Raw genomic sequence first — 15,038 nt, 5'->3', positions numbered from 1 at the left:
ATTCATATGTACGACACAATAGTAATCGGAGCTGGTCAGGCAGGAATCTCAGTAGGATATTATCTAAAGAAGTCGAAACAAAAGTTTATCATTTTGGATAAAAGTCATGAAGTGGGAGAAAGCTGGAAAAACCGGTATGACTCGTTGGTTTTATTTACTTCTCGAATGTACAGCTCTTTGCCTGGAATGCAGCTTGAAGGAGACAAGCATGGACTCCCTTCAAAAAATGAAATTGCTGCTTATTTGAAAAAATATGTTGAAAGATTTGAAATCCCGATCCAATTACGAACAGAAGTAATAAGTGTCCAAAAATTAAAGAACGATTTCTTAATAAGAACAAGCTGGGAAGAATATCAAACGAAGAATCTTGTGATGGCCGCAGGTCCTTTTCATACCCCTAACATTCCATCAATATCAAGGGATGTAGCCGATCATATTCATCAATTACATTCTTCACAATATAAACATTCAAAACAACTGGCGCCTGGGAATGTACTGGTCGTCGGCGGCGGGAATAGCGGGGCTCAGATAGCTGTTGAATTATCCAAAGAAAGAGTTACATATTTGGCTTGCAGTAATAAACCGGCTTATTTCCCTTTATGGATTGGAAAAAGAAGCATCTTTTGGTGGTTTGATAAATTAGGAGTTTTACGTGCAAGTCATACATCAATATTAGGCAAGTTCATTCAAAAGAAAGGCGACCCCATATTTGGGTATGAATTAAAACATGCGATAAGACAGAAGAAGATCATCTTAAAACAAAGAGTCATAGCCGGAAAGCAAAATGAAATCATTTTTAAAGACTCATCTTCATTAGAAGTAAACAATATCATTTGGGCAACTGGTTTTAAGAATCCGCTTTGTTGGATGAAAATAGAAGGTGTTTTGGATAAGGAAGGCCGAATTATACATCACCGGGGTGTTTCAGCTGTGGAAGGATTGTATTTTATTGGTTTGCCTTGGCAGCATAGGCGAGGTTCAGCGCTGCTTCAAGGTGTAGGAAATGATGCTGAATACATTGTAAAACAAATGAACGGTGGATAGACTGAGGAGAGCAGTAACTTACGGGTTTACTGCTCTTTTTTGTGTTGAATAAGTCCGGTTATATGACTGTGTAAAGCCGAAAAAATCTTTTGGCTTAATTAATAAGAAGATCCCTGACTCATTGATTGTGCAACATTCTGACGTACTTCCCGAGCTAACTGCGCGGCACGTAAGGAAGCCTGCCAAATAGCCGGACTCACTGCAGATTGACTGATGGATAATGCCTGTTGTGTAGCTGGAACCATTGGTCTTAGGAGATTTTCCGCCTCGTCTACAGATGACGCGTATTGGTGACCGGCTGCTCTTCGCAGGTCTGCTATCGCTGCGGGGAAGTTTGACCATAGACGAAGTATTGAATTCATGCAGCCAACCATAAGAGGAAAATGAGGAGCACGGCCTTGTCCGGAGGCGAGAAGCTCTGCCGCGCCTAAAGCGGAATAAACGTGATAGCTCAACGGAGTAAGGTATTTCGCGTGTACAATATGAAGTTCTCGTAATCCCCAAGTGTCTGGAAGAAATCTGAATTCTGAACTCATACCGCATCCCAGAGCGAGTGCTCTGCTGACAGCCTGCAAGTGTTTCACTACTGCAGCCATTGATTGTTGAAAGGAGGATGAGTGTATTGGAATTTGTTGAATCGCAGATAAATGGCTTCGCATTTTATGATTTGCCTGACTTAAATCAGGCTGCTGTCTGTAATCATATACATAATACGGATAATAATAATACATATCTAAACTCCCTTTATGAATGACTTTTAGGAGCAGGATATGCACCCAGATTGTTTTTGATAAGGGCATGTGCCTAAATTATCCATCAGTGCAACTATTTTAGTTCGCGCATATTCAGTTTGAACTAAATGGATTCACATGGAGAGCGTGCCTTTACTCCTCGTTCAGACTCACTAATTTAATTCTTTCAAGCAAAAGTCGAAATAGCCCAAATAACAAGCCAGAAAACACACTATCTCTGGTTGTCGGACTGGTGAGTGCATACCCCGGGCAGGTTCAAGTTTCTCGGCTGTAACAGTGTTACCAAGAGTTGCAGACCTTTGGTATTTTTTATGCAAACGGATTTTGTGGCCAAAACGTTTCTGCTAACTTAAGTCTTTTAGGCTGAACAAGGGAATATCTTAGTGTGGCACACTCTCATTACAAAAAGCATAGGATAATATCACAAAAATTTAAAATTGCGGGGATGAAAAATGTATTATATACCTTTTTCGCATCAATGTTATTATTGTGCGAATGTACCGATGTATAGCGATGGAAGATCTGTTTATTGGACTGTTCCAAATAACTATGATCCTTCATACGAAGATAGAAACCTTCTTTTGAAAGATTATGGACCAAAACCATTTGTTGTGAATATCAATAAAGCCGCAAAACAAAACAATACGTTCCGTACGGCCCTATGGACAGGAGAGCATTTTCAAATTACTTTGATGAGTCTTGGTATTGGAGAAGATATCGGTTTGGAGATCCATCCTCACGTAGATCAATTCTTACGGATTGAGCAAGGCCGAGGGATAGTTAAAATGGGCAAGAGTAAAAATAATTTAAGTTTCCGAAGAAATGTCTATGATGATTATGCCATTGTTGTCCCTGCCGGCACTTGGCACAATGTTATTAATACGGGTAATACGCCGTTAAAACTATATTCAATTTATGCTCCTCCCAACCATCCGTTCGGTACAGTTCATGTGACAAAGGCAGATGCAGCGGCTGCGGAAGATTAGTATAGGATTCCAGAGGACTTTGCTGCTGCAAAGACTATAGAAAAAATGGTATTGGGACAGCATGATGAAATGGCTGAAACACAAAATATTAACGTTTCAGCTTGTCATAGTGCAGTTGATGCGATGCTTTATTCCACAACTTTTCAACAGCAAATGTGGTTTTTTGTCTGACCATTTTAATTGATTGGCAGTCAGTGAAAATAGACAATCCGCAGGGAATATGTAATAAATTTATCCTTGCTCCTCCTAATAAGCGGCTTAACTGCGAAGTTTCTGTTCCTCTTCAAACCATTTGCGAAGCTGATGAATATGAGCTTGATGATATCTATTATGGTCTGCCATATGCCATATTCCCCATTGAATGGTTGCTTGTTTTTCTGCTTCATAATCTACTGTATGATTCAGCTGATCGTCAGTTAACTGATAACAAACAGACTTAAACATGCTGAATACTTCTTCATAATCAGTGAGAATTTGTTTTAATGAAACACCGGAAATGAAAGGGATCTTATTGTTCTGATCTAACATTGGTCCATACTTCTCTTCAAGCTGCTTTGGTATCGGTTCACCCTTTATTCTGAATATCCAGTTGAGATCAACATATGCTAAGTGCCTTATTAGCTGAGCTGCACTATTGTATGTTTGATTTGGTCCTTTATAATCGATCTCCTGCTTGTAATTTTCATTAACGGCAGAATACAGCATTCCCACAAGATGATCCATGTGCGTTTCACCTTTTAAATCTAAAATCATTAACCCTACCTCATTAGCATAATTTTTATATTCAGTTTGCCTTATTACTCATATTTGTCAAGTAATCCAGGGAATGGGCCGCTGTAAGACGAAGCTATGAAGCAGGCTCTCTTTGCCTGCTTTTTTTTGTGTGTCGGTCTTTACATCTGACATGCTGAATTATCTGAAACTGTACCTTTTTAAATGTCAGACAGTGTTATATGATACTCTGCAGATATTCAAGAATATGTACTTGGAGGACATTCTCATGCGAAATTTTAATGTTGCTATCCCTACGCCTTTTCATGAAGATGAAAGTTTATATTTAGAAGGATTTGATGCTATTGTCGAACATTTGAAAAACAGCGGTATCCATTCGTTACTCATATGCGGCACGACTGGTGAACAGCATTCACTCAGCATAGATGAGCGTCTTCAGATCATTGAGTATGTTAATCAGCGAAATTTGAAGATGTTGAACTGATGTTCGGTGTTTCAGCCGTAAGAACCAGTGATGCCGTCAAACTGATGAAACACATCGAGAAAACCAATATTGATTCTGTACTGATTGGTTTTCCTCCTTATATAAGACCGACACAGCAGCAAGCCGTTTATTACGTTGACGAACTTCTCAGTCATACCTCTAAAGAGGCTGTGCTTTATAATAACCCCCGGCCGGACCGGTTTTAATCTGAGTGAGAAAGCGCTTAAAGACTTAATAAGCCGGCATCCCGGGATAAGGGGGCTGAAAGAAGGAGGAGACGTTCTGCGTCATAAACAAACAGAGTTCCCTGATCACTTTATTTTGTTTGCGGAAGGAGACGTTGAATTTCCGAAGATGCTGAGTAACGGGTGTAACGGCCTGTCAAGCATGGCCGGAAATGTCTATCCTGAAGAAATCAGAGAAAGCTTCAGCAGCTTATCAGAAAATAAACCGATTAATCTGGATCGAATAAACGATCTGATTGCTGAAGTGACAAATCATCATACTGTCATGAATATAAAAAATCACTATAGGAAGATTGGGATTCAAGCAGGCAGCTGCCGGTCACCCATTATATAAGAAATGTTCCGTCGCGGATAAGTGAAAAATGTGATCAGCGTGCTTTCTGTACTTGGATTAGGCTTAATAAGCAAGTTATATAATACTGTCATTAGCGGGGGCGTAAGCATTTGTTTAGCTTTACATAAGGGAAACCTTATGATATGGTGATTATTGCTAATATTGACAAGAAAGAGGTGAAAGCGATGATAACGATTTATGGAATTTTGTATGGTAAAAACGCAAAAATTGGAAACGTCTTGGCGGATAAAGGGAGCAGTCTGTCCTTTTTTAAGCCAAATCACCATACAAAAACAGTTATCGGTGCTTTTTCTCTATGTCAAATAAACGTAATCCAATGACATAATGTCCTTGTTTATTTGTGCATGATGTTATTTAAGCGTAACACCGATAATTGTGTCGGTGTTTTTTTGTGCCTGATTTTAAAAAAAGGTTAGATGATCACTCCCTTCTATTTACTCAAACAAACCAGAGTATTATGGAAGGATGAGAAAACATGCAACAAAAAAACAAGTATATAAGAATTCAAGAGTTCCTGAAGCAAAAAAAATTTCCTGATTTTAGAATGAATCAAATCAAAAATGCTGTATTCCAAGGGAGAATAAATCATTTCAATGAAATAACGGTTCTTCCTAAATCCTTGAGAAAATTGTTAATAGAGGAGTTCGGAGAGTCAATTTTAAATATTGCTCCTTTAAAAGTGCAGCATTCTGAGCAAGTTACAAAAGTCTTATTTGAAATTTCAGGAGACGAAAAAATAGAAACGGTTAATATGAAATATAAAGCCGGTTGGGAGTCATTTTGTATATCCTCGCAGTGCGGCTGTCATTTCGGCTGTAAATTTTGTGCAACAGGAGATATTGGTTTGAAACGCAATTTAACGTCAGATGAAATGACTGACCAAATTTTGTACTTTCACTTAAAAGGACATTCAATTGACAGTATTTCTTTTATGGGAATGGGAGAAGCATTAGCGAATGTACAAGTTTTTGATGCTTTACATGTGCTTACAAATCCGGAGTTGTTTGCTTTAAGCCCTCGCAGGTTATCTATTTCGACCATAGGTATTATTCCGGGCATAAAAAAAATCACACAGGATTATCCGCAGGTCAACCTGACGTTTTCATTACATTCTCCTTTTAATGAACAGCGAAGCAAGTTAATGCCGATTAATGAACGCTTCCCGTTATTGGAGGTAATGGACACATTAGATGAGCATATACGTGTGACCTCAAGAAAAGTTTATATTGCTTATATTATGCTGCCGGGAGTTAATGATTCTATTGATCATGCGAATGAAGTAGTAAATCTTTTAAGAAGCAGATATAAGAGAGGGAACTTGTTCCATGTAAACATCATTAGATATAACCCGACTGTTAGTTCACCTATGAGATTTGAAGAAGTAAATGAGAAACAAGTTGTAAACTTCTATAAAAAATTAAAGTCAGCAGGAATTAACGTGACCGTCAGAAGTCAATTTGGCATTGATATAGATGCTGCTTGCGGACAATTATATGGAAATTATCAAAAAAATAAGAACCAATAAATCAGGTGCAGAACTCGGTTTGACTTCATATTATTTCATTTGATAACGTAAAATGGTTATCGTGATTTTAAAAAAAGATAACCGTTTTTATAAAAAAAGGAGTCATAACGTTGCTGAAAAGGTTTTTTCTTGTTTTTCTTACGCTGATAATGTCTATATTTGCTGTATTCGCGGCTGCTGAAGAGTCTCCCGGCGATCGTGTCATTTCCTTTGACGAGCCTATGATTTTATTGATCTCGCTCGGAATCATCTTATGTTTGTTCATTCCGCCATTCGTCATGTCCTTTTTTGGCAGTTTGGTTGTGAGAATCATATCCGGAGTCTATCAATGTTTTATCGTCCTCACGTTTGCGGGGCTCGTTCCGATTGGATTTCTGATTCCCAATGGCTTTTTGACAATTCTTGCTGCCGTCCTGGGAACTTTGGTCAGTTCAGCCAGTGTTGCGGCCACCTTATTCGTTGGCAGGACAGAGAACATAAGTAAACTTTCATAAGCGGTTTTGACAACAATAACACGCGTTCCAAAAACACCAAGTGTCACAGACCCTTGGTGTTTTTTAATTCCGGCAGAAAAGAAGGTATAATGGGCGGGGAAGAGGTGTCAGCCAATGAAAATAACCAGAGAGACATTAGAAAAACAGCAAATTTGGATATATGGTGTGACTCTTGTGATCGGAGGAATAGCGGGGATCGCCGGGAAAGATTCAGGACTTCGCTGGGGATGGACGATATCACCGCTTATCGCTGTTCTCATGTATGCCATGTTTGCCCAAATCCCATTCTTGAAGCTGAGGGAAGCCATGTCAAACCTCAAGTTTATGGCGGCTTTACTGATCGGTAATTTCTTAGCTGTACCTGTCGTTGTATGGGTGTTAACCGCCATTTTTCCTCAATCTCCTCCTATATTATTAGGGGTTTGTTTGGTATTACTTACACCTTGTATTGATTACGTCATCGTCTTTACTCAGCTCGGCAAAGGAAATGAGAGATTAATACTGGCTTCCACGCCGGTTTTGTTCGCTCTTCAGATGGTATTGCTTCCGTTATACCTGTGGCTGTTTATCGGGAAAGAAGTGATAGGAGCTGTTCATGCAGAACCGTTTCTGGAAGCATTCTTATGTTTAATAGCGGTGCCGCTGCTCGCGGCGGTGATGACTCAATTATGGGCTGATAAGAAGCCGGCGGGAGAAAAGATGTTAGAGTGGACGGCGTGGCTGCCTGTTCCTTTTATGGCTCTGGTCTTACTGGCGGTCGTCGCCACACAAATCGGCAAGGTCATCAGTGATGCTGACATCATTATACGTGTGATCCCAATCTATCTGTTATTCCTGCTCATTATGCCGTTTGTTTCCCGGTTTATCGCATATGCGTTCCGTCTGGATACAGGCGAAGGAAGAGCATTGATCTTCAGCACGGGCACAAGAAATTCTCTCGCAGTCCTTCCGTTAGCGCTGGCTTTGCCGGATGCTTGGGCCTCATTAGCCGTCGCTGTTATCGTCACACAGACGATTGTTGAGCTGATAGGCGAATTGGTTTATATAAAAGCGGTGCCCGGATGGCTGCTGAAATAAAAAATAATCTGAACAGGAAAAAACATACCAACAAATATTGGTATGTTTTTTATATCGATTATAAAGTTGAAATATCAATGACGAAACGGTAGCGGACATCGCTTCGGAGAACCCGTTCGTACGCTTCGTCGACTTGATTGGCGGGTATCACTTCAATTTTAGGAGCAATGCCGTGCTCGGCGGCGAAATCAAGCATCTCCTGAGTCTGCGGAATACCGCCGACGAGTGAACCCGCAATGCTGCGGCGGCCCGTGATTAAGGAGAACACACTGTATGAGTCCGGCTTAGCTGGCGCTCCCACATTTACCAATGTACCGTCAATTCGAAGCAGAGATAAGTAGGCATCTACGTCAAGGTTCGCGGATACTGTATTTAAAATAAGATCAAAACGTCCGCCCAGTTCAGTAAATGTATCCGGATCGCTTGTTGCAAAGTAATGATCGGCTCCAAATTCAAGCGCTTCGTCTTTTTTGTTCATTGAGCGGCTGAGGACGGTGACCTCTGCGCCTAAAGCGTGCGCGAATTGAACGGCTAAATGTCCGAGCCCGCCCATTCCGACAATCGCCACTTTTTTGCCGGGGCCGGCATTCCAGTGTTTCAGCGGAGAATAGGTGGTAATGCCCGCGCACAATAGCGGGCTGGCAGCATCCAAATCCAGCTGATCCGGAATCCGGACAACGAATCTGTCAGTGACAACTATTTTCTGGCTGTAGCCGCCGTACGTAGGGTTTCCGTCGTAGTCCAGGTTATTATAAGTTTGAACAACGCCTTTTGTGCAATATTGTTCGTCTCCGTTAAGGCAGTATTCACATTCCCCGCAGGAGTCTACAAAACAGCCGACACCCACACGGTCGCCGACGGCAAATGTGGTGACTTCTTCACCCACGGCTTCCACAACTCCGGCAATTTCGTGCCCGGGAACCATCGGAAAGATTCCGCCGCCCCATTCATCGAATGCGCTGTGGATGTCTGAGTGACAAATCCCGCTGTACTTAATATCAATCAGGATATCGTGCGGCCGTAATGCTCTTCTCTCAATCATCGTCCGCTCAAATTTAGCTTTTGCATGCGGAGCGCTTAATACACGAGTCGGATGACTATTACACATGGTTATCTTCCTTTCCAAGATAAAGTGATGAATCCTCTGTTCGATTTTACTTTAAATGTTAAAGCGGACTTTAAGTCAAGGAGTTTGGTTTATTTTTTTATGAAATGATATCCTATAATGGCACGCTTATGAAAGGTATGAAGGACGGGTGGTAAGAATATGAAGATTGTGCAGGCTGCAAAGCAGGTTGAGTTATCAGCCGCAACGCTTAGGTATTATGAAAGTATAGGACTGATTCCTCCGGTAAAACGCGATGAAAGCGGCATCCGCGTTTATGACGAAGATGATGTGAATTGGATTCAATTTATAAAATGCATGAGAAGTGCCGGGCTGTCGATTGAGGCGCTGATTGAATATACCGCTTTATTTATTGAAGGAGCCGATCATACGATCGAACCCCGAAAAAACATCCTGATAAATGAAAGGAAAAGGCTGACGGAGAAACAGAGGGAAATTGATGAAACCATAAAACGATTAAACAGGAAGATTGAGGATTACGAAGATATCCTTGAAAATGAAGCGAAACTTAAAAACAGATTGAAAGCTGAATGTATTTCTGAATGAAGAGAAGGTGTCCCGGACGCCGGGCCGCATGAAATGTACCAAGGGAAACGAGCCTTGGTTTTTTTTATTTTCTAAAGAGAGGAAACAAAACAGCTTTTTCTATCTTATCAATCATTACTTATCCTTTTTTCAGCTTGACTTTTTTACTGCAGACTTTTAAAGTGTGAAATGTTGCTTAGACTGTGATTAGCGACTTTAATGCTGAAAAGAGGTGGTTTACCCAGATGAACAATAAAAAGAACCCTTGGGCGTTATTGCCTTTAGTCTTATTCGTAGGGCTTTTTGTCGGCTCTGGTCTGGTGACCGGAGATTTTTATAAATTGCCGATCTTGATTGCCGCGATCATTGCGTCAGCTTTTGCGCTGTTATTTAACCGGAAGAAATCGCTCAATCAAAAAATAGAATGGTTCGCTTCCGGTGCGGGACATCCTGATATTATCATTATGGTTATGATTTTTATATTGGCAGGTGCCTTTGCTTCAGCGGCTGAAGCGATGGGGGCGGTGCATTCAACTGTCAATCTTGCTTTGAGCGTTATTCCGCAGCAGTTTTTGCTGCCGGGGCTGTTTATCATTGCTTGTTTTATTTCTATATCGATGGGAACATCAATGGGCACGATTGCGGCGGTTGCGCCGATCAGCGCGGGCTTGAGCGGAGAGCTTGGCATCTCCGGCGCGATTACGATGGCGGCTGTGGTCGGCGGAGCTATGTTCGGAGATAATCTTTCTTTTATTTCCGATACGACCATCGCGTCAGTCCGGACGCAAAAAACACAAATGATGGATAAATTCAAAACAAACTTTCTGATTGTTTTGCCTGCTGCCATTGTGACTGTTATTATCTTATTTTTTATTCCGGCAGGCCACGCCGGCCATACGGGTGCTGAATCTTACAACTGGATTAAGGTGCTTCCTTATGTCGCCGTGCTAGTTTTTGCGTTAATAGGTATTAATGTGATGGCTGTCATATTCGGCGGATTGGTTTTGACGGGAATCATCGGATTAGCGGGCGGGAGCCTGACGCTTGACTCTTATTTTAAGGCGATTACGGATGGAATTGCCGGAATGAGCGATCTGATCATCCTGTCCATGCTGATCGGCGGGATGGTCGGCGTGATGAAACAAAACGGCGGGATCGACTTTTTACTGGAGTTCATCACGAAACGAATCCGTTCGAAAAAAGGCGCCGAGGCCGGCATTGCCGGACTGGTCAGCGTGACGAATCTGGCTGCGGCCAATAATACGATCTCGATTATCGCAGCCGGGCCGATTGCAAAGAATATCGCTGATAAATTCAACATCGACAACAGAAAATCGGCAAGTATTCTGGATATCTTTTCTTGCATGATTCAAGGATTGATTCCTTACGGCGCGCAGCTGTTATCAGCCGGGAAATTCGGGAATATTTCACCCGTCAGCATCCTGCCATACTCTTTCTATCCCGTTTTAATCGGAATCTGCGGCATCGCCGCCATCATATTTGGACTGCCGAAATTCACAAGAAATAATAGATAACAAAAGGCGCCGTTCGGCGCCTTTTTTCTTTCATGACAGCCAAGCATTTCTCAAAAGCTGTACGCCCTGTGTGATCTGATCCGTATCGAGATGGGCGAAACCTAGCTTTATGATCGGCGGTTCGGGTTTTTCGGCAACGAAATAAACGGCGGTAGGATATACCTTCACTCCGTACTGAAAAGCGCGTTCGATTAATGTTTCTTCTGTATAATTCAGGTGAACTCTCACCAATATATACAATCCCGACTGCTCGCCGATGATCGTCACATGATCGCCGAACTGCTGCTTTACATGTGAAATCAAGTGCTGCATTTTTCGCCTGTAAACAATGCGCATGCGCTTAATATGGCGGGTCCATTCACCGGCCTTCATCAATTCAGCCATGGTCAGCTGGTTAAGCGAAGAAGCGGTGCTTTCGAAATGAATAAACCGTTTTTTATACCGGTGCAAAAGGCGCTGCGGCAAAACCATATAGCTTATGCGGATGCCCGGAAGAAAGGATTTTGAGAAATTCCCTAAATAAATCACCCGGTCTGATTGAATGGAAGCAAGAGCGGGAAACGGCTGCTGTGTGTAACGGAATTCACTGTCATAATCATCCTCAAGAATATAACCCTCTCTATGATTCACCCAATTGATCAGAGTTTGGCGCTGCTGAATGGACATGCTTACGCCGTAAGGGCTGTGATGGGAGGGGGTCACATAGATTAATTTTTCTTTCATTGCATGTAATTGAGAAAAATCAGCTCCGTTTTCATAGACAGGCATCGTTTCCAGAGAAAGCCCGTGAAATTGAAATGCCGCTCTGGCACCGTCAAATCCGGGGTCTTCAACGATCATTCCCGAAAAATCCTCTTTCAGAATCCGGCTGAGATATATCAGCAACTGCTGGGTGCTGCTGCCGATGATAATGGAATCCGCATCTGTTTTCACTCCGCGGGATTCCAAGAGATAAGCGGCAATTTGTTCACGCAGGTCTCTCTCGCCGAACGGTTCACCGTACAGGAAGCTTTTCTCTGATGTCAAAACTTGATTGTATAATTTTCTCCATGTTTTCAGAGGAAAATGCTTTTGATCGACGGCTCCGGCGCGAAAATCAATCAGAACCGGCTGAGTTGATTCGGATTTTTCAGCGTAAACAACATCGTTTTCTTTTTGAAATATAGAAGGTTCTACTTCATTTACAAAATAACCTTTGCGTGTTTCTCCGCGAATGTATCCCTCCGCTAAAAGAAGATCATAAGCCATCAGCGTTGTATTACGGCTTACCCGCAGGGAATCTGCCAGTTCCCGAATCGAAGGCAGCCGCTCATCTGCCTGAATATTTCCCTGCTCAATCAATGTTTTAAATTGCTCGTAAATTTGTTTGTATTTCGGGGTGTCGCTTCCGAAAGCGAAAATCATATTTTTCATCAGATGTTCTCCTCTGACATGTATATTTATTCAAAACTGTACCTTTTTAAATGTCAGTTGATATCTTATTATAGCGGAAAGCGCTTTATCAATCCATGTTCAGAGAGGAGAGTTTTGTATGTATATTCCCGCTCCATTTCAGCTGAGTGAAGCTGAAGCGTGCGATGTAATCAAAGAGTATGGTTTCGCAGCATTGTTTTCAACAGCGGAAGGCATGCCGTATGCGACCCACCTGCCATTGATGATGAGTAAGAATAACGAATGCTTATACGGTCATTTTGCATTGCCGAACCCCCAATGGAAAGAGATTGATGGCCAAAACGTGTTAGCCGTTTTTCAAGGGCCTCATTGTTATATCTCGCCTAAATGGTATGAGACGAATCAGGCTGTACCCACTTGGAATTATGTGGCGGTTCATGTTTACGGAGAGGCGGAGCTTTTGGATGAGGAAGAAACCGTGCAGTCGATGAGTGATCTCGTATTGAAATACGAAAGCCCCGATAGCCCGTACAAATTAGAGGATGTCGATGCGAAATTGCTGGCAGGCATGAACAAAGGGGTAAAAGGCTTTAAAATCAAAGTCAGCAAAATAGAGGGGAAAGCAAAGCTGAGTCAAAATCATTCAGCTGCAAGACAAGGGCTGGTCGTACAACAGCTCAAACAGATTCCTCATACAAACGAACAGCTCATTTCCGGCTTGATGGAAGAAAACATCAAACGGATCACTGCGAACAACTGACAAGCATATTAAAAACATACCGGCAGCATGCGGTATGTTTTTTCAGGTTATGAAGCTTTTCTCAGGATGAATAACGACTCAAACAGCACATAAATCAACGGCGCCATTAAAATGAAGAAAGAATGAAAAATAGCATATGGTATGAGTAAGTAAACGATAAGTTTCAATAGAATGGTAGACGGTTTATTGAATGTCCAGCGGTTCTTCAAGATATCAGTCATACAAGCTAAAACAAGGCCGACCGTCAAATATCCGGCTGCTATGTACAGATAAATAAAAAGGTAAAACGGGTAAGAAGACAACGGCGGTGTGTCCTCTTGTGTCATTTTTAAACTCACGTAAAAGACTAATAAAAAGCAAACGGACGAAACGAAAGCTAACAAAAGGTGTTTATATAAATACTTCTTCATGTGTTCACCTGCCTATGGCGCAATTATTTCTTAACATATTATGACATGGTTTTACCGCTGCTGAAAGAATTGGAAGTCCGGCTATATGAGCGGGGCGTAAAGAATCAATATTATCTTTTCATGAATCCGGATTTTTTGTTCGGATGGATGTAAAGAAGAATACACCAAAAAAAGCTGTCAGCTTGGTCCTGACGGCTTATTTTTGGGGAAAGGCTTATTTCTCCGTGGTGAAATAAAGCAATGCTATGACCGGAAAAGCGATTCCAATCCATAATGTGATACTCCACCCGCCTGAGGCGTATGCCCATCCTCCGATTGATGATCCTATAGCACCGCCCAGAAAGAAGATTGCCATAAATAATCCGTTTAATCGGCTGCGAAATTCAGGTGCCAACGAAAAAATGGCACGCTGACTGAGTACGAGATTGGCAGATACCCCCATATCCAACAGGATAGCTGCGGCCACCAGAACTGCTATTCCGACGGGGGAGCTGCTCTGAATTATGAGCGGGAGTAATAAAGAAATGATGACAACACCGAGAGCGATTCCGGTGGCAAGCCGGGTCAAGCCGCGATCAGCCAGACGGCCGCCTATCGGTGCAGCCGCTGCACCCGCAATGCCCGCTAATGCATACAGCGCGATTGCCTTTTGAGAAAAATGAAAAGCAGGACCGGACAATAATAAAGGCACAGTCGTCCAGAATAAGCTGAAAGCTCCAAATACAAACGCATGATAAATGGCACGGCGGCGTAAGACCGGAGTCGTGCGCAGCAGCTTCCACATTGAACCGAGTAAGACGGTGTAGCTTGTGTTTGCTGTTGGTTTTCTGGCAGGAAGCACTTTTGATAAGATGATTGCCAGGACAACACTTAACGCGGCGGATAAAGCAAATATGGCATTCCACCCCCATATATCAGCGACCAGGCTGGATATCGGACGGGAAAGCATAATACCGAGCAGCAGGCCGCTCATCACATTGCCGACAACCCGGCCGCGTGCGGCATCTGGTGCAAGGTATGATGCGAACGGAACTAGCACTTGGGCCGCGATTGATCCCAGTCCGATGAAAAACGCAGCAGCTAAAAACAGTGTTCCATGCTTCACAAATGCTGTCAGTGTCAAAGCGGCTGCGCTTAGAAGGAGCGATACAACGACAAGTTTTTTGTTTTCGATAATGTCTCCCAAAGGGACGAGAAACAGTAAGCCGGCAACGTATCCGATTTGAGTCAGCGTGACAATTAATCCGGCGCTGCTTGGAGAAAGCCCGATTGCCGCACTAATGAATCCTGCCAAGGGCTGTGCATAATAAAGATTAGCGACAATGATACCGCATGCCGTTGCGAGAAGAAGGGTTAAACCAGGTGAAATTCCCTGATCTGCTGTTTGTTTGTTTTCTTTAGCCATATGAATGAACTCCTTTTTAAGTGGTTTTTATGATGCTTGATAAATGATTTGCTGATTCATCTCCTTTACGCAGAGGCTTTTGGAGTCTGTGTTTCATCAAGATTTCCCTCAAGTTATTTTGTAAACTAAACGTTTAGTTTTATTATAAGCAAATGATATACTAAACGTTCAGTTTTGTAAATGGGTTTCTG

The 15,038-nt window shown here is 42.3% G+C and carries 15 protein-coding genes and 1 pseudogene; 10 read left to right on the top strand and 6 right to left on the bottom strand.

Going from position 1 to position 15,038, the window contains the following annotated elements; translation table 11 throughout:
* Positions 1-6: 6 nt before the first annotated feature.
* Positions 7-1,044 (top strand): flavin-containing monooxygenase, encoded by a 1,038-nt coding sequence (locus ACWHAR_RS15180; RefSeq protein WP_032873051.1) that lies wholly within the window; start codon positions 7-9, stop codon positions 1,042-1,044.
* A 98-nt stretch (positions 1,045-1,142) separates the two neighbouring features.
* Here ACWHAR_RS15180 and ACWHAR_RS15175 read toward each other — a convergent pair whose 3' ends face one another.
* Positions 1,143-1,844 carry a hypothetical protein gene (locus tag ACWHAR_RS15175; protein ID WP_223204431.1) on the bottom strand — a complete coding sequence of 234 codons (702 nt, stop codon included), beginning with the start codon at positions 1,842-1,844 and terminating at the stop codon, positions 1,143-1,145.
* Between the two features lie 404 nt (positions 1,845-2,248).
* Between ACWHAR_RS15175 and ACWHAR_RS15170 the strand changes: the two genes are divergently transcribed.
* On the top strand, positions 2,249-2,782 hold the full coding sequence (locus ACWHAR_RS15170) for a cupin domain-containing protein (RefSeq protein ID WP_032873054.1): 534 nt from the start codon (positions 2,249-2,251) through the stop codon (positions 2,780-2,782).
* 258 nt (positions 2,783-3,040) lie between these two features.
* On the opposite strand, the gene ACWHAR_RS15165 is transcribed toward ACWHAR_RS15170, so the two are convergent.
* Positions 3,041-3,535 (bottom strand): DinB family protein, encoded by a 495-nt coding sequence (locus ACWHAR_RS15165; RefSeq protein WP_370465914.1) that lies wholly within the window; start codon positions 3,533-3,535, stop codon positions 3,041-3,043.
* A gap of 247 nt (positions 3,536-3,782) precedes the next feature.
* Between ACWHAR_RS15165 and ACWHAR_RS15160 the strand changes: the two are divergent.
* From ACWHAR_RS15160 to ACWHAR_RS15140, 5 genes and pseudogenes are all read left to right on the top strand, one after another.
* Positions 3,783-4,577: pseudogene (locus ACWHAR_RS15160) on the top strand (dihydrodipicolinate synthase family protein).
* A gap of 143 nt (positions 4,578-4,720) precedes the next feature.
* Positions 4,721-4,918, top strand: coding sequence for a hypothetical protein (locus tag ACWHAR_RS15155; protein WP_108017287.1), 198 nt, complete (start codon positions 4,721-4,723; stop codon positions 4,916-4,918).
* Positions 4,919-5,073: 155 nt separating this feature from the next.
* Positions 5,074-6,123, top strand: a complete 1,050-nt coding sequence (locus ACWHAR_RS15150) for a Cfr family 23S rRNA (adenine(2503)-C(8))-methyltransferase (RefSeq protein ID WP_032873058.1) — start codon at positions 5,074-5,076, stop codon at positions 6,121-6,123.
* Positions 6,124-6,233: 110 nt separating this feature from the next.
* Positions 6,234-6,617, top strand: coding sequence for a hypothetical protein (locus ACWHAR_RS15145; protein WP_032873060.1), 384 nt, complete (start codon positions 6,234-6,236; stop codon positions 6,615-6,617).
* Between the two features lie 114 nt (positions 6,618-6,731).
* Complete coding sequence (locus tag ACWHAR_RS15140) at positions 6,732-7,694, top strand: arsenic resistance protein (RefSeq protein ID WP_032873063.1); 963 nt, start codon at positions 6,732-6,734, stop codon at positions 7,692-7,694.
* A gap of 58 nt (positions 7,695-7,752) precedes the next feature.
* On the opposite strand, the gene ACWHAR_RS15135 is transcribed toward ACWHAR_RS15140, so the two are convergent.
* Positions 7,753-8,802 (bottom strand): NAD(P)-dependent alcohol dehydrogenase, encoded by a 1,050-nt coding sequence (locus tag ACWHAR_RS15135; protein WP_032873065.1) that lies wholly within the window; start codon positions 8,800-8,802, stop codon positions 7,753-7,755.
* Between the two features lie 159 nt (positions 8,803-8,961).
* On the opposite strand from ACWHAR_RS15135, the gene ACWHAR_RS15130 reads away from it, so the two are divergent.
* Both ACWHAR_RS15130 and ACWHAR_RS15125 read left to right on the top strand, forming a co-directional pair.
* Positions 8,962-9,366, top strand: coding sequence for a MerR family transcriptional regulator (locus tag ACWHAR_RS15130; RefSeq protein WP_032873067.1), 405 nt, complete (start codon positions 8,962-8,964; stop codon positions 9,364-9,366).
* A gap of 224 nt (positions 9,367-9,590) precedes the next feature.
* Positions 9,591-10,880 (top strand): Na+/H+ antiporter NhaC family protein, encoded by a 1,290-nt coding sequence (locus tag ACWHAR_RS15125; protein ID WP_032873069.1) that lies wholly within the window; start codon positions 9,591-9,593, stop codon positions 10,878-10,880.
* A gap of 30 nt (positions 10,881-10,910) precedes the next feature.
* Here the strand turns inward: ACWHAR_RS15125 and pdxR are convergent, their stop codons facing one another.
* On the bottom strand, positions 10,911-12,293 hold the full coding sequence (gene pdxR / locus ACWHAR_RS15120) for a MocR-like pyridoxine biosynthesis transcription factor PdxR (RefSeq protein WP_032873071.1): 1,383 nt from the start codon (positions 12,291-12,293) through the stop codon (positions 10,911-10,913).
* Between the two features lie 118 nt (positions 12,294-12,411).
* On the opposite strand from pdxR, the gene ACWHAR_RS15115 reads away from it, so the two are divergent.
* Positions 12,412-13,032 carry an FMN-binding negative transcriptional regulator gene (locus ACWHAR_RS15115; protein ID WP_007609692.1) on the top strand — a complete coding sequence of 207 codons (621 nt, stop codon included), beginning with the start codon at positions 12,412-12,414 and terminating at the stop codon, positions 13,030-13,032.
* Between the two features lie 47 nt (positions 13,033-13,079).
* Here the strand turns inward: ACWHAR_RS15115 and ACWHAR_RS15110 are convergent, their stop codons facing one another.
* The gene (locus tag ACWHAR_RS15110; protein WP_032873073.1) at positions 13,080-13,442 is read right to left on the bottom strand and encodes a hypothetical protein; all 363 of its coding nucleotides are present in this window, start codon (positions 13,440-13,442) and stop codon (positions 13,080-13,082) included.
* A 214-nt stretch (positions 13,443-13,656) separates the two neighbouring features.
* On the bottom strand, positions 13,657-14,847 hold the full coding sequence (locus ACWHAR_RS15105; RefSeq protein ID WP_032873076.1) for an MFS transporter: 1,191 nt from the start codon (positions 14,845-14,847) through the stop codon (positions 13,657-13,659).
* Between the last annotated feature and the right edge of the window lie 191 nt (positions 14,848-15,038).

It is taken from the genome of Bacillus sp. LR--39 (assembly GCF_053613335.1).
This window is presented reverse-complemented; position numbering and strand designations above follow the sequence as displayed.

Bases quoted from the DNA above. Each gene is read 5' to 3' on its own strand.
- ACWHAR_RS15155 (WP_108017287.1), top strand. From the start codon at position 4,721: ATGGTGATTATTGCTAATATTGACAAGAAAGAGGTGAAAGCGATGATA.
- ACWHAR_RS15105 (WP_032873076.1), bottom strand. From the start codon at position 14,847: ATGGCTAAAGAAAACAAACAAACAGCAGATCAGGGAATTTCACCTGGT.
- ACWHAR_RS15175 (WP_223204431.1), bottom strand. From the start codon at position 1,844: ATGCCCTTATCAAAAACAATCTGGGTGCATATCCTGCTCCTAAAAGTC.
- pdxR (WP_032873071.1), bottom strand. From the start codon at position 12,293: ATGAAAAATATGATTTTCGCTTTCGGAAGCGACACCCCGAAATACAAA.
- ACWHAR_RS15125 (WP_032873069.1), top strand. From the start codon at position 9,591: ATGAACAATAAAAAGAACCCTTGGGCGTTATTGCCTTTAGTCTTATTC.
- ACWHAR_RS15115 (WP_007609692.1), top strand. From the start codon at position 12,412: ATGTATATTCCCGCTCCATTTCAGCTGAGTGAAGCTGAAGCGTGCGAT.
- ACWHAR_RS15110 (WP_032873073.1), bottom strand. From the start codon at position 13,442: ATGAAGAAGTATTTATATAAACACCTTTTGTTAGCTTTCGTTTCGTCC.
- ACWHAR_RS15165 (WP_370465914.1), bottom strand. From the start codon at position 3,535: ATGATTTTAGATTTAAAAGGTGAAACGCACATGGATCATCTTGTGGGA.
- ACWHAR_RS15180 (WP_032873051.1), top strand. From the start codon at position 7: ATGTACGACACAATAGTAATCGGAGCTGGTCAGGCAGGAATCTCAGTA.
- ACWHAR_RS15140 (WP_032873063.1), top strand. From the start codon at position 6,732: ATGAAAATAACCAGAGAGACATTAGAAAAACAGCAAATTTGGATATAT.
- ACWHAR_RS15150 (WP_032873058.1), top strand. From the start codon at position 5,074: ATGCAACAAAAAAACAAGTATATAAGAATTCAAGAGTTCCTGAAGCAA.
- ACWHAR_RS15130 (WP_032873067.1), top strand. From the start codon at position 8,962: ATGAAGATTGTGCAGGCTGCAAAGCAGGTTGAGTTATCAGCCGCAACG.
- ACWHAR_RS15135 (WP_032873065.1), bottom strand. From the start codon at position 8,802: ATGTGTAATAGTCATCCGACTCGTGTATTAAGCGCTCCGCATGCAAAA.
- ACWHAR_RS15170 (WP_032873054.1), top strand. From the start codon at position 2,249: ATGTATTATATACCTTTTTCGCATCAATGTTATTATTGTGCGAATGTA.